The sequence below is a fragment of the Arthrobacter sp. UYCo732 genome, from assembly GCF_040547265.1.
GTDB lineage: Bacteria > Actinomycetota > Actinomycetes > Actinomycetales > Micrococcaceae > Arthrobacter.
In genome coordinates, this window is sequence record NZ_JBEPPJ010000003.1 from 359,132 (window position 1) to 372,435 (window position 13,304).

At 65.4% G+C, this 13,304-nt stretch carries 13 protein-coding genes; 10 read left to right on the forward strand and 3 right to left on the reverse strand.

What is annotated here, in order from left to right:
• Positions 1-106: 106 nt before the first annotated feature.
• A complete protein-coding gene (gene infB / locus ABIB45_RS07900) occupies positions 107-3,046 on the forward strand; it encodes a translation initiation factor IF-2 (protein ID WP_354215331.1) in 2,940 nt (979 codons plus the stop codon).
• Between the two features lie 242 nt (positions 3,047-3,288).
• A complete protein-coding gene (rbfA, locus tag ABIB45_RS07905; protein ID WP_354215332.1) occupies positions 3,289-3,798 on the forward strand; it encodes a 30S ribosome-binding factor RbfA in 510 nt (169 codons plus the stop codon).
• Positions 3,799-3,907: 109 nt separating this feature from the next.
• On the opposite strand, the gene ABIB45_RS07910 is transcribed toward rbfA, so the two are convergent.
• Entirely contained in the window at positions 3,908-5,026 is a 1,119-nt protein-coding gene (locus ABIB45_RS07910; RefSeq protein ID WP_354215333.1) for a ScyD/ScyE family protein, read from the reverse strand.
• A 186-nt stretch (positions 5,027-5,212) separates the two neighbouring features.
• Between ABIB45_RS07910 and ABIB45_RS07915 the strand changes: the two genes are divergently transcribed.
• A complete protein-coding gene (locus tag ABIB45_RS07915) occupies positions 5,213-5,698 on the forward strand; it encodes a nucleoside deaminase (protein ID WP_354215334.1) in 486 nt (161 codons plus the stop codon).
• Between the two features lie 14 nt (positions 5,699-5,712).
• On the forward strand, positions 5,713-6,147 hold the full coding sequence (trxA, locus tag ABIB45_RS07920) for a thioredoxin (RefSeq protein ID WP_354215335.1): 435 nt from the start codon (positions 5,713-5,715) through the stop codon (positions 6,145-6,147).
• 9 nt (positions 6,148-6,156) lie between these two features.
• On the opposite strand, the gene ABIB45_RS07925 is transcribed toward trxA, so the two are convergent.
• Positions 6,157-7,320 carry a pyridoxal phosphate-dependent aminotransferase gene (locus ABIB45_RS07925; protein WP_354215336.1) on the reverse strand — a complete coding sequence of 388 codons (1,164 nt, stop codon included), beginning with the start codon at positions 7,318-7,320 and terminating at the stop codon, positions 6,157-6,159.
• A gap of 69 nt (positions 7,321-7,389) precedes the next feature.
• On the opposite strand from ABIB45_RS07925, the gene truB reads away from it, so the two are divergent.
• Genes truB through ABIB45_RS07940 form a run of 3 tightly spaced genes read left to right on the forward strand, consistent with a single transcriptional unit; the run spans position 7,390 to position 9,177 of the window.
• The gene (gene truB, locus ABIB45_RS07930) at positions 7,390-8,328 is read left to right on the forward strand and encodes a tRNA pseudouridine(55) synthase TruB (RefSeq protein WP_354215337.1); all 939 of its coding nucleotides are present in this window, start codon (positions 7,390-7,392) and stop codon (positions 8,326-8,328) included.
• A gap of 2 nt (positions 8,329-8,330) precedes the next feature.
• Positions 8,331-8,684 carry a hypothetical protein gene (locus tag ABIB45_RS07935; protein ID WP_354215338.1) on the forward strand — a complete coding sequence of 118 codons (354 nt, stop codon included), beginning with the start codon at positions 8,331-8,333 and terminating at the stop codon, positions 8,682-8,684.
• Position 8,685: 1 nt separating this feature from the next.
• Complete coding sequence (locus ABIB45_RS07940) at positions 8,686-9,177, forward strand: hypothetical protein (RefSeq protein ID WP_354215339.1); 492 nt, start codon at positions 8,686-8,688, stop codon at positions 9,175-9,177.
• 177 nt (positions 9,178-9,354) lie between these two features.
• On the opposite strand, the gene ABIB45_RS07945 is transcribed toward ABIB45_RS07940, so the two are convergent.
• Complete coding sequence (locus tag ABIB45_RS07945) at positions 9,355-9,816, reverse strand: DUF937 domain-containing protein (RefSeq protein WP_354215340.1); 462 nt, start codon at positions 9,814-9,816, stop codon at positions 9,355-9,357.
• A gap of 198 nt (positions 9,817-10,014) precedes the next feature.
• Here ABIB45_RS07945 and ABIB45_RS07950 point away from each other — a divergent pair, with 198 nt between their 5' ends.
• From ABIB45_RS07950 to kynU, 3 genes are read left to right on the forward strand one after another with little or no spacing between them, the layout of a single operon-like run.
• Positions 10,015-10,998 carry a bifunctional riboflavin kinase/FAD synthetase gene (locus ABIB45_RS07950; protein WP_354215341.1) on the forward strand — a complete coding sequence of 328 codons (984 nt, stop codon included), beginning with the start codon at positions 10,015-10,017 and terminating at the stop codon, positions 10,996-10,998.
• A gap of 52 nt (positions 10,999-11,050) precedes the next feature.
• Positions 11,051-11,905, forward strand: coding sequence for a tryptophan 2,3-dioxygenase (gene kynA / locus ABIB45_RS07955; protein ID WP_354215342.1), 855 nt, complete (start codon positions 11,051-11,053; stop codon positions 11,903-11,905).
• A 20-nt stretch (positions 11,906-11,925) separates the two neighbouring features.
• On the forward strand, positions 11,926-13,161 hold the full coding sequence (kynU, locus tag ABIB45_RS07960) for a kynureninase (RefSeq protein WP_354215369.1): 1,236 nt from the start codon (positions 11,926-11,928) through the stop codon (positions 13,159-13,161).
• Positions 13,162-13,304 lie beyond the last annotated feature (143 nt).

Genomic DNA, 13,304 nt, shown 5'->3' on the forward strand with positions numbered 1-13,304 from the left:
TTTGTTGCGCTCTGCAATGGGCCCTTCAGCTGCAACCGCGGCTGGGGCCCGCAGTAAGAAGTAGACGGTTCGTGCCTGGCTCGGTGCGGACCGAGACAGGAGAAATGTGGCCAAGGTCCGCGTACATGAGCTCGCTAAAGAGCTCGGTATTACTTCCAAAGATGCAGTGACAAAACTGCAGGAACTGGGCGAATTCGTTCGCTCTGCCTCTTCCACCATTGAGGCCCCGGTGGTGCGGAAACTCCGCAACGCCTACCCCGACGCCGCGGCGAAGGCCGCAGCTCCGGCAGCCGCGCCCAAGACGGCTGCCCCGTCGGCAGAATCACGTCCGCAAGCACCTGCCCCGGGTCCGGCAGCCCCCAAGGCGCCGGCAGCACCAGCCGCGGCAGCGGCCGGTGCCGCAGCTCCGGCAGCGCCTGCTGCGCCAGCTCCGGCTGCACCCGCAGCTCCCGCCGCCGCAGCCCCGGCAGCCGCAGCGCCTGCTGCTTCAGCTCCGGCCGCAAGTGCCCCGTCCACCGGCGCCAAGCCGGGTGCCCGTCCGGCACCCAGGGCTGAAACCCCGGCTGCGCCGTCCCGCTCGGGCGGATCAACGCAGGGTGGCTCTGCACCGCGTCCCGGCGGTCCCCGTCCGGGTAACAACCCGTTCGCCACGTCCCAGGGCATGCCCCGAGGTCGCGGTGGCGACGGAGAACGTGCCCCGCGTCCGGGTAACAACCCGTTCGCTCCCTCGCAGGGTATGCCCCGCGCCGGTGGAAGCCGTCCCGACGGCGACCGTCCCGGTGGTCCGCGTCCCGCAGCCGGTGCAGGTGGCCCCCGTCCCGGTGGTCCGCGTCCCGCAGCTGGTGCAGGTGGGCCCCGTCCCGCTGCCGGTGCAGGTGGACCCCGCCCGGGTGCACCACGTCCCGCTGGTGCCGGTGGAAACCGTCCGACTCCGGGCATGATGCCCAACCGCACTGAGCGTCCCGCACCGGCTGGTGCTGGACGTCCCGGTGGCGGAGCCCGTGGACCCGGACGTCCGGGTGGCGCTCCAGGTACAGGCGGCGCTCCCGGTGCCGGTGGCGGTGCTCCGGCCGGCGGCGGTTTCGGCAAGGGTGGCCGCGGTCGCGGTGGCACCCAGGGTGCCTTCGGTAAGGGCGGCGCAGGCCGTGGCAAGCAGCGCAAGTCGAAGCGCGCCAAGCGCCAGGAACTTGAGCAGATGAGTGCCCCGTCGCTGGGTGGCGTGAGCGTACCTCGCGGCGACGGCAACACTGTAGTGCGGCTCCGCCGCGGTTCGTCCATCACGGACTTTGCCGACAAGATCGAGGCCAACCCCGCAGCACTGGTCACCGTCCTGTTCCACCTGGGCGAAATGGCCACAGCCACCCAGTCACTGGATGAGGAAACCTTCGCACTGCTCGGCGAGGAGCTTGGCTACAAGCTCCAGGTCGTGTCGCCGGAGGACGAGGAGCGCGAGCTGCTCTCCACCTTCGACATCGACTTCGAAGCAGAACTCGAAGCCGAAGGCGACGAAGACCTCGAGGCACGTCCTCCGGTTGTCACCGTCATGGGCCACGTCGACCACGGTAAGACACGCCTGCTCGATGCCATCCGCAAGTCCGACGTCATGGCGGGCGAGCACGGCGGCATCACGCAGCACATCGGTGCTTACCAGGTCACGCACACCCACGAAGGCCAGGACCGCAAGATCACCTTCATCGATACTCCGGGCCACGAGGCGTTCACCGCCATGCGTGCCCGTGGCGCGAAGGTCACCGACATCGCCATCCTGGTGGTCGCAGCGGACGACGGCGTTATGCCGCAGACCGTTGAGGCCCTTAACCACGCGCAGGCAGCAAATGTGCCGATCGTGGTGGCCGTAAATAAGATCGACAAGGAAGGCGCCAACCCGGACAAGGTCCGCGGCCAGCTGACCGAGTACGGCCTGGTTCCCGAAGAATACGGTGGCGACACCATGTTCGTGGAGGTCTCTGCCCGCCAGAACCTCAACATTGACGAGCTGCTCGAGGCCGTCCTGCTCACCGCAGACGCCGCCCTGGACATGCGCGCCAACCCGAACAAGGACGCCCGCGGTATCGCGATCGAAGCCAACCTGGATAAGGGCCGCGGTTCCGTGGCCACCGTCCTGGTGCAGTCCGGTTCGCTGCGGGTCGGTGACACGATCGTGGCCGGTACGGCCCACGGCCGCGTCCGCGCCATGTTCGATGACGACGGCAGCGCACTGACCGAGGCCGGCCCGTCCCGCCCCGTGCAGGTTCTGGGTCTGTCCAACGTGCCGCGCGCCGGTGACACCTTCTTCGTGACCGGTGACGAGCGCACCGCCCGCCAGATCGCCGAGAAGCGTGAAGCAGCCGACCGCAACGCCGCCCTGGCCAAGCGCCGCAAGCGCATCAGCCTGGAAGACTTCGACCAGGCCGTGGCCGATGGCAAGATCGACACCCTCAACCTCATCCTCAAGGGTGACGTGTCCGGTGCCGTGGAAGCCCTCGAAGACGCGCTGATCAAGATCGACGTGGGCGATGGCGTGCAGCTGCGCGTCATCCACCGCGGCGTTGGTGCCATCACGCAGAACGACGTCAACCTGGCGACGGTCGACAGCGCCGTCATCATCGGCTTCAACGTCAAGCCTGCCGAGCGGGTTGCCGAACTGGCAGACCGCGAAGGCGTGGACATGCGCTTCTACTCCGTCATCTACGCAGCAATTGATGACATCGAGATGGCCCTCAAGGGCATGCTCAAGCCGGAGTACGAAGAGGTCCAGCTGGGCACCGCCGAGGTCCGCGAAGTGTTCCGTTCCTCCAAGTTCGGCAACATTGCAGGCTCCATCGTCCGCTCGGGCATCATCCGACGCAACACGAAGGCCCGCATCAGCCGCGACGGCAAGATCATCGGTGACAACCTCACCGTTGAGACGCTCAAGCGCTTCAAGGACGACGCCACTGAGGTCCGCACGGACTTCGAGTGTGGTATCGGTCTTGGTTCGTTCAACGACATCACCGAAGGCGACATCATCGAGACCTTCGAGATGCGCGAGAAGCCGCGCGCCTAAGGTTCGTTGCTTCGCTTTGTGTGGAGCCTCCGAGTTTTGGGGGCGCCCCGCCCCTACGCTGGGCGGCACGGGATCTGCGATCCTGTGCCGCCCAGCTCCGGTAGGCCCGATGCCACTCCCGGGCGCCCCCAAAACTCTCCGGCATCGTCGTAAACTCACCAGAGGCGCGTGGCACCTCAGGGGCTCATTAACTGCCCAACTGCCGCGCCGCCGTCGTACATCCCAAATATTTAGGAGTGGAAATGGCTGATCCCGCACGGGCTGCCAAATTGGCGCAGCGGATCAAGGTTGTTGTTGCAGAGGCTCTTGGCCGGAAGGTTAAGGACCCTCGGCTGGAGGGCATCACTGTTACGGATGCCCGCGTGACCAATGATCTGCAGCACGCCACGATCTACTACACCGTACTCGGAGACCAGACTGTCCAGGCGGAGGCCGCCAAGGGACTGGAGAAGGCCAAGGGTGTGCTCCGCCAGGAGGTGGGGCGCAACGTTACCGTCCGCCTGACGCCGACGCTGGAGTTTGTGGCAGACCAGATCCCGGTTACCGCGTCAAACCTCGAGGAACTTCTCCGGGCAGCCAAGAAGCGCGACGCTGAGGTGGCCGCGCTGGCTGAGAATGCCAAGCACGCTGGCGACGTTGACCCGTACAAGAGCGACGTCCCAGCCGATGTGGAGATCGACGAGGACGACTTCGACGAAGAGGACATCGACCTCAGCGACGACGAAGACCTCGACGAAGACGCCAACAAGTAACCGTCTGAGCACTGGCCTTCTGCAAACGTTGGCCTTCAGCAGTGGGAAAGCCCGGACCGCACTTGCGGTCCGGGCTTCCTTGGTCTGCCGGGCTTGCGGCCCGCAGGACCTAGCGGATGCTGACCTTCAGGACCGTTCCAGCCGGGGCGGGGCTTGTGAAGCTGAAGCCCGCCGTGGCGTAGAGGGTGTCGCCCCTCAGCTCCACGGCAGCCGGACCGTCTACGGCCAGGAACTGCGACTGCTCACGGGTCCAAGCATCGATTTTGACAATCTCGTTGCCGAACATCGACGCTGCATAGACGTCCCCGCTCTCGGATACCGCGATGCCGGTGGGGCTCAGGATGTCCTCCGCCCACAGCAGTGTCTGTCCGGTCCATGGATTTACGCGGAAAATCGCGCCGCGGGCGCCGAGGGACGGATCCTCGGGGCCGCCGGGAAGCGTTGAGACGTACAGCCAGCCGTCAGGGCCAAACTCCACATCGGTGGGAACGGGTTCAAAGGCGTACTCAAGGCCCACCACGCAGGCAGGGACCTCCACGGTTCCACCGGCCATGTCTGTCGGGATTTTGGTACCGGCAGGAATCACCGCAGGCTGTGGCGGCAGGACAGCGACCGTCGAGATGTCACCGCTTTCCGTGTCGACCTTGAGGATGGCATTCATACCGGCGTCAGCAACATAGACATCCGAGCCGTTGACCGCTGTGGCATAGGGATGCGAATCGACGAGTCCCGTGTACCGGGCCGGCGGGAAGGCGGGCCACTGCTGCAGGCAGTCGGCCGGAACGTCCGAACCAAAGCCATACTCCTGGCCGCCATCGGGGTTGTGGGTGCGTTCATAGGCGGCGAAATCCGCAATGGTATGTACGTTTCCGGACTTGTCGATGGACTTCAGATAGCCCTCCAGCGCACCAGGATTACCGCCGCCGGCGCCCACGCTCTCCACGAAATACGTAGTCCCGCGTCGCGTTTCTACGCCCGAAATGTCCCAGTTGGCCTTCGTGTAAACGTTGGCCAGTTGGCCATCGTTCTCCACGCGGTCCAATCGGCCCGCAAAGTTCTGGGTGACCAGAACGGTGTCATCCCTGCTGACGGCCAGGCTCAGAGGCGAAAGCAGCCCGGAGGCGAGGATCTCAGGTTCTGGTGCTGAAGAGCCCGCCGCGGCCGGCCCGATAGGAATGACTAACGCCGCTGCGGCCAGGCACGCGACGATGGGAAACTTCTTCTTCATTGCGTCCTCCGGAATTGAGGTGCACCACCCCGCGGACGGGTTGGGCAATGAGACCAAAGTAATAATGGATTCATACAACCCCCGGGCGCCAGACTAGTCCTCTGGATGCGCACCGTCGATGGAAATTCCTTTTCTGACCCCCCTATTTTGACGCCGCACTCCGCGAGTCATGGCTAGGATCTAGCTATGACTCAGGCGCGCAATAGTAACGATGCCACCCGTTACCTGGAACAGGCCGTTGAGCTGGCCATCCGCAATGTTGCAGACGGAGGTGGTCCTTTCGGCGCGCTGGTGGTGACCCCGGATGGCCGCGTCCACGCAGGGACAAACCGGGTCACCCGGGACAACGATCCAACCGCCCATGCAGAAGTGGTGGCCATCCGGGCAGCGGCCGCCGCCACCTCAAACTTCGACCTGAGCGGCGCCGTGCTCTTTACCAGCTGTGAGCCGTGCCCGCTCTGCCTGTCGGCCGCGTTGTGGGCGAGGATTTCCCGCGTCTACTTCGCAGCAGACCGCCATGGCGCCGCTGCTGCCGGTTTCGACGACGCCGTGTTTTATGAGTACTTCAACGGCACCAGACCTGAGCTGCTGCCGGTGGCACACGAGGCAATTCCGACGTCGGACGCCCCGTTCGACGCGTGGCGCACCTATACGGAACGCACAGCATACTGACCCCGGAGGCACCCGTGGAACCCGCCCTGATTAAATGCCCAAGCTGCGGCAAGACCAACCGCGTCCCGGCAGCGGCTACCGGCCGTCCCCGCTGCGGAAACTGCAAGCTGGGGCTGCCGTGGATCACGGCTGCCGGGGACGACGACTTCGCCGCCGTCGCCGAGCAATCCCCAGTACCTGTGCTGGTTGATTTCTGGGCGGCCTGGTGTGGGCCCTGCCGGATGGTCAGTCCGGTCCTGGACAAGCTGGCGACCGTACGGGCCGGAGCGATCAAGCTCGTCAAGATTGATGTTGACCGGGCACCGCGGCTTTCCGGCCGGTTCGATGTACAGGCCATTCCCACCTTGATGGTCATGGATGGCGGCAAGGTGCTGGCCAAGCAGGCAGGGGCAGCACCAGCCGAGGCCCTGCGGTCCTGGCTCGATTCGGCGCTGGCGGGCCGAGTCTAAAAGCGGGTTCTAATTTCGCTGCGGCAAACAGCCGATGCCTTCGACGAGCTCCGGCCGGCTACCACACAGCGCAATCCGCACCCAGCCCTCCCCGATGGAGCCGAAGGCCGTGCCCGGCGCCAGCGCCACGCCGGAGTCAGCCAGGAACCTGCGGGTCCAGGCCCGTACGTCGCCGTCGCTGGCGTGGGACACATCGGCCCAGAGATAAAACGCACCTTGAGCACTCAAAAATGGAATACCTTTGGCTGCCAGGACAGCGGCAGCCGCGTCCCTGTTGGCCCGATAGTGTTCATGCGCCTCCCGGACGTAGTCCTGCGGACCGGTCAGGGCCGCGAGGGCCGCATACTGCGAGGGCGAGGCCACGCAGGAGACGATCGCTTCCATGACGTTGTTCATGGTCCGCTCCAAGCCCGGCGGGCAGACCAGCGCGCCGATCCTCAGGCCGGTCAAGCCATACGTCTTGGACAAGGTCAGGGAGGTGAAGACGCGTGCCTCGCCGGGGACATTGCTGTCGAAGCGTGCCGGGCTGACGTGCGGCACATCGTATGTGAACGCCTCGTAGCATTCGTCGGAAATGATCCAGAGGTCGTGCCGGCGGGCCAGATCCACCAGTTCCCGGGTCAGGTTCTCACCCAGGACGGCGCCCAGCGGGTTGGAGGGCGAGTTCAGGATCAGCACGCGGGTCCGGTCCGTGATGAGCGCCTCGATGTCCTGGATCCGGGGCTGGAAGTCCTGGTCCGGATAGAGCGGGTAGCCCACCGGCACGGCGCTCAGGAGCCGACTGGTCATGGCGAAGGTGGGATAGCCCGGATTCGGGATCAGCACCTCATCACCCGGGGAGAGCAGGAGGCTCATGGCAAAGTGCAATCCCTGCTGGGCGCCGTCCACCACGTAGACGCGGTCGGCGCCAATGCTGTCCTGGTCCAGTCCGGCGCGTTCACGGAACCGGGCTGCAAAGGCCTCGCGAAGCGCCGGGATACCGGCGTTGGGTGTGTAGTTGGTCTCGTCCCGGTCCAGGCAGGCCATGCCGGCGTCCAGGACGTGGCGGGGCAGCGGGAAAGCGGGTTCGCCGATGCTGAGGATAATGGCGCCAGGAGTACACCAGGCAGCCTCGGTGATTTCGCGGATCTGGTTGACGGGGACGTCGGGCACGTGCGCGGCAAGCTCAGGCATGCATGCCATCCTAACCGCCGCCCACGCACCTGGGCTGGTCCCGGCGTCGGCGCCGATATACTGGGGAGCGTGCTTTCTGGACTGGTGATAGTGGACAAACCGCAGGGATGGACCAGCCACGATGTGGTTGGTCGGATGCGGCGCATCGCCGGAACCCGGAAAGTGGGGCATGCCGGAACCCTCGACCCCATGGCAACAGGTGTCTTGGTGGTTGGCATCAACAAGGCCACGCGCCTGCTCACCTACATCGTGGGCACCTCCAAAACGTATACGGCCACCATCCGCTTGGGCGAGTCCACCATCACGGACGACGCCGAAGGCGACGTAATTGCCGCCGTCAGCGCCGCCGCCGTCGCGGACGGAGCAATCCACGACGGCGTCGCTGCCCTGACGGGTGAGATCCAGCAGGTGCCCAGCAGCGTAAGCGCCATCAAGGTCAACGGTGAACGCGCCTATGCCCGGGTCCGCTCCGGTGAAGAAGTGAAGCTCGCGGCCCGCCCTGTCACCATCCACCGCTTTGAAGTGCATGCGATCAGGCGCGGGCACGGCAGCGATGTTCTAGACCTCGACGTCACGGTGGAGTGTTCCTCCGGGACGTATATCCGGGCCCTGGCCCGCGACCTCGGCGACGGGCTGGGGGTGGGTGGACACCTGACGGCACTCCGGCGCACCCACGTGGGTCCTTATTCCCTGGACCAGGCCCGGACTCTCGAGCAGTTGGCCGAAGAGCTTGAGGTCCTGGAAATGTCCCAGGCCGCGCGGGCACTGATGCCAAACCGTGAACTCACGGCCGAGGAAACCACCGAGATTTCGTTTGGCCGTCGAATCGCTGCGGGCGCGGCCACGGGCAGCCCAGCGGCGGCCACCGTGGAACATCCTGCTGCGGCGTTTGCGCCGGACGGCAACCTGGTGGCGCTCTTGGCTGATGTGGGCACCTTCGCCAAGCCGGTGCTGGTGTTCGCGCCCGGCAACACTGGGACGGCACTACCCGCCGCCGGGGACGTCTAGGCATGGATGCTTTTTTTTACCTCATTCTTGTGGTCGGCCTGCTCTCAAGTGGAATTTGCCTGGTTGCCGGCATCCTCAGGAAGGCTCCCAACGACATCACCATCCTGTCGGTGGCCGCCGTCGAACTGGCACTCATCGTCTACTTGGTGGGTTCCATTGTGCGGGTCATCGCCGGCGAGCCGATCGCGGGAGAAGCCTGGGAGTTCTGGGGCTACCTGGCTACGGCAATGCTCCTGCCGCCGGCCGCAGTCTACTGGTCCATCCTTGAACGGACCCGCTGGAGCAACTTTGTCCTCGCAGCCGTCGGTGTCACCGCCCTGGTGATGGCCGCCCGAATGAACCAGATCTGGTACTGAAATGGAAGAAGCCCGCAACGTGAAAGCCCCTCGTCCCGAAACGTCTCCGGACAACTCATCCGTCTCCTCGAAGGACACGCGCAACACCGGGCCGGGCAGGCTCCTGATTGCCTTCTACGCGGTGTTCGCCATCTCAGCCACCGCCCGGGCCGGCTACCAGATCCTGACCAAGTTTTCCGACGCTCCACTGGCGTACCTGCTGTCCGCCTTCGCGGCGGTTGTCTATCTTGTGGCCACCGTTTCCCTGGCCAAGGCCGGCCGCACCTCGTTCCAGGTTTCGCTGGTCGCGGTGCTGGTGGAACTCGTGGGAGTCATCGTGGTGGGGGCGCTGAGTGTCGTCGATCCGGTCGCCTTCCCGCACGAAACAGTCTGGTCGCTTTTCGGCCGCGGATATGCATTTATTCCTTTGCTGCTGCCCATCTTGGGGCTCGTCTGGCTGTACCGCCGCCGGCCGGGCCAGCGCCCGACCGGCACGGCCAGCGTCCAGCCCTAGCCCTTACTTCTTACCGAACAGACAGCCGAGCAGTTTGCCCAGGCCGCCATCCTTGTCGGGTTCCCGCTGTGCAGGTTCCCTTCGGGCAGATCAATCTGGATGGCCTCATCGGGCTGGACTGAGCGCTGCCCGGGCGGGCGCTGAAGTCCGGGCTGCTGAGCCCCGTCCGGGCCCTGGCTAACCGGCGAGGCGGCCGGTGAGTCTACCGGTGCGCCTGCCCCCGTCCCGCCACCGAACTGCCCGCCAGACTGCCCAGCATACTGTCCAACACCGAACCCTGCTGGCCGGCTCCGGCATTTCCACCAGCACCAGCACCAGCACCGGCACCGGCCCCGGCACCTGCGCCGAGGATTCCGCCCAGAATGCTGCCGAGGTCGATGCCGCCAGCCTGCCCGCCGCCAACTCCGCCGGCCTGCCCTGCCCCGCCGGCGCCTTGCCCGCCCTGGCCGAAGATCTTTTGGCAAGGTAGGACATGACGATCGGCGCCAGGATGGGCAGGGCCTTGCGGATCAGGTCCCCGCCGACGCCACCGAGGCCGGAGGTACCTGCCAGTTGCGCTGCCACGTAGTCCTGCTGGCCGCCGAATACGTGGCCGACTATTTTTTCGCCGTCGGCGGTGTCAACCTGCGCCGCGCACACGGGCATGCCGCGGGAGGTCTGCCCTTGAATCGTAGTCTGGCGCCCTGCCCAACACTAGGGACGCTCTGGGGAGATTTGCCGCTGGCGTCCGCTCTCTCCGTGCCGTCCGGCAGCGACGCCGAATGCGGGTAATCTTAGAGAGTTCCGGCGCCGGCGCGTTCGGAGCGATGTCATTGCAGGCAGTAAAAGGCGAGGTTGATGGTCTACATCTGGAACGATCCCTCCGAGGTCCCGGCGGACTTTGGTCCCTCCGTCGTCACGTTCGGCAACTTTGACGGCGTCCATCGGGGCCATCAGCAAGTGCTCTCCGAGCTCATCCGCTCCGCCCGCCTTAACGGGACTAAAACCGTGGCTGTGACCTTTGATCCGCACCCCGCCTTGGTTCACCGGCCGGAGTCCGCGCCCGAGATGATCATGGGCCTGGCGGACAAGCTGGTGGCGCTGGGCGAGCTGGGCCTGGACGCCGTTCTGGTGATGAAGTATACGCTCAACCTCGCCAGCTTGACCCCCGAGGAATTCGTGGGCCAGGTTCTCGTGGACAGCCTCCACGCCAGCCATGTCGTGATCGGCCATGATGCCCGGTTTGGCCGCGGAAACTCCGGTGACCTTGACACGATGAAGCGGTTGGGCGAAAAGTTCAATTTCGACGTCCAGGTCATCAGCGAGTTCGGCTCGGAAGGCTACCCGCTGCATCACGACGACGGTACAGACCGCCGCTGTTCCTCCACTTGGGTGCGGGAAGCGCTGCAGGCAGGCGACGTCGTCACAGCTGCTTCAGTGCTGGGCCGTCCGCACCGCATGCGCGGCGAAGTAGTGCATGGGGCGGCCCGCGGCCGTGACCTCGGCTTCCCCACGGCCAACCTCGCCCACGACGCCAGCGGGTACATCCCCGCAGACGGAATTTACGCGGGCTGGCTGGTTGACCAGGCGGGTACCCGCTGGCCTGCTGCCATCTCGGTGGGCTCGAATCCGACGTTCGACGGCGTCAGCCGACAGGTCGAAGCCCACGTGATCGACCGCCCGCACGAAGACGTGGAGGACTTCGATCTGTACGGCCAGACAGTAGTTGTGGAATTTGTGGCGCGGCTACGCGGCATGGTGGCCTACCGTGGGCCTGAGGCCCTTATTGACCAGATGCGCCTGGACGTCATCCAGGCCCACGATCTCCTGGCGAGGCGCTGACCCGGCCCACCGGCAATCAACGGCGGCCCTCGAGCATAAGAAAGGCAGCGCAGTGACCGTTGAAAAGAACACCCGGAAGCTTGACAAAGGAATCGTCCGCGACTTCAGTTCCCGGATGAGCTACGCGTCCTACCTCCAGTTGCCCGTTCTTCTCAACGCACAGCAGCCGGTCAGCAATCCCGAGCACCACGACGAAATGCTGTTCATCATCCAGCACCAGACCACCGAACTGTGGCTGAAGCTGGTGCTGCATGAGCTCCGCAGCGCAGCTGCCTGGCTCCGGGCCGACGATCTCGGCTCAGCCCTCAAGGGCATAGCCCGGGTCAAACACATCCAGAAGACACTCACGGAACAATGGTCAGTCCTGGCCACCTTGACGCCCACGGAGTACTCCCAGTTCCGTGGCTTCTTGGGCAATTCCTCCGGTTTCCAGTCCAGCCAGTACCGTGCGATGGAATTTGTCCTCGGCAACAAGAACCGCAAGATGCTCCCCGTGTTCGAATCCGATCCGGCCGCCCACGCCATGCTGGACGAATTGCTGAACGCACCCAGCATCTACGACGAGTTCCTTTCCTACCTGGCGCGGCAGGGCTATGACGTGCCGCAGTCCGTCCTGGCACGGGACGTTACCCGTGCGCACGAGTTCTGCCCGGAGCTGGTACCGCTGTTCAAGCACATCTACGAAGACGCGGCCAATAACTGGGGAGCGTACGAGGCCTGCGAGGAACTGGTTGACCTTGAAGACAACTTCCAGCTGTGGAGGTTCCGGCACCTGCGGACCGTCCAGCGCACCATCGGCATGAAGCCGGGAACCGGCGGATCCAGCGGCGCCGCGTTCCTGCAGAAGGCCCTTGAACTCACCTTTTTCCCGGAATTATTCGCGGTACGGACGGAGATCGGCCAGTGAACAACCCTACCGGGGCGGCGATGGAAACTCACGACGGCGCCGCCCTCCTGCGGCAGGCAGCGCACCTTGACGCCGTTGACCCGCTGGCACGCTCCCGGGACCTCTTCATCGGCACGGACACTGACCTTTCCTACCTTGATGGAAACTCCCTGGGCCGGCCGCTCAAACGAACCGTGACGGACATCAGCACCTTCATCCAGGACGGCTGGGGCGGGCGGCTGATCCGCGGCTGGGACGAGGAGTGGCTGGACCTGCCGCAGGCCATCGGCGACCAGCTGGGCCGTGCTGTCCTCGGTGCAGCCCCCGGCCAGACCATCATCGCGGACTCCACCACTGTGGTGCTTTACAAACTGATCCGTGCCGCCCTGGCCGCCGTGGCGGATCCTGCCCGCACCGAGATTGTCCTCGACACTGACAACTTCCCGACCGACCGCTACCTTGTGGAAGGAATCGCCCGCGAGGAGGGCCTGACCCTCACCTGGATCGAAGCAGATCCGGCAACGGGGGTGACCCCCGACCAGGTGCGGGAGGCAACCGGCCCGGCCACCGCCGTCGTACTTTTGAGCCACGTGGCGTACCGCTCGGGGTTCCTGGCCGATCTGCCGGCCATCACGGAGGTTGCGCACAGCGCGGGGGCACTGGTGGTCTGGGACCTCTGCCATTCCGCTGGGTCCGTGGAGCTGGACCTGGACGGCGCCGGCGTGGATTTTGCCGCGGGCTGCACGTACAAGTACCTCAACGGGGGACCGGGTTCGCCGGCGTTCGCCTACGTCAACGGCCGCCACCTGTCCGGCCTCAAACAGCCGATCTGGGGCTGGATGGGGCGCAAGGACGCTTTTGAGATGGCTGCAGGCTACGAGCCGGCGCCCGGCATCCGTGGTTTCCTTAGCGGCACGCCGGCCATCTTCGCAATGCTGGCCATGCGCGGGACCCTTGACCTCATCGAAGAAACCGGCATGGCGGCCATCCGGCAGAAATCCCTGGCACTGACCGCCTACGCCGTGGCCGTCTACGAGGCTTGGCTCGCCCCGTTGGGTGTGGAGCTGGCTTCGCCGCGCGACCCGGCGTTTCGGGGGGGCCACATCACCCTGGACCATCCGGCATTCCGGAACGTGACCGCGGCACTCTGGGAACAGGACGTTATTCCGGACTTCCGGGCACCACAGGGCATCCGGATCGGCCTCTCGCCGCTAAGCACCAGCTTCGGGGAGGTGCACCGGGGAATGGCTGCCATCCGGGAGCTCCTGCAGCGCTGACTCTCGGCGTACGGTGTTGGCGCCCGCGCCGCCGGAGCAGCTGTTTCGCAGGGCTATTTCAAAGTCGGCGGCCCCTTGACTCCCTGAAACCGGCTGTTCCACCGCCCCGCGTGGCGGCTTTTAATCACGAAGAACTCCTGTTA

Coding starts and splice junctions, on each gene's coding strand:
- rbfA (WP_354215332.1), top strand. CDS start 3,289: ATGGCTGATCCCGCACGGGCTGCCAAATTGGCGCAGCGGATCAAGGTT.
- ABIB45_RS07910 (WP_354215333.1), bottom strand. CDS start 5,026: ATGAAGAAGAAGTTTCCCATCGTCGCGTGCCTGGCCGCAGCGGCGTTA.
- ABIB45_RS07915 (WP_354215334.1), top strand. CDS start 5,213: ATGACTCAGGCGCGCAATAGTAACGATGCCACCCGTTACCTGGAACAG.
- ABIB45_RS07925 (WP_354215336.1), bottom strand. CDS start 7,320: ATGCCTGAGCTTGCCGCGCACGTGCCCGACGTCCCCGTCAACCAGATC.
- ABIB45_RS07935 (WP_354215338.1), top strand. CDS start 8,331: ATGGATGCTTTTTTTTACCTCATTCTTGTGGTCGGCCTGCTCTCAAGT.
- ABIB45_RS07940 (WP_354215339.1), top strand. CDS start 8,686: ATGGAAGAAGCCCGCAACGTGAAAGCCCCTCGTCCCGAAACGTCTCCG.
- ABIB45_RS07950 (WP_354215341.1), top strand. CDS start 10,015: ATGGTCTACATCTGGAACGATCCCTCCGAGGTCCCGGCGGACTTTGGT.
- kynU (WP_354215369.1), top strand. CDS start 11,926: ATGGAAACTCACGACGGCGCCGCCCTCCTGCGGCAGGCAGCGCACCTT.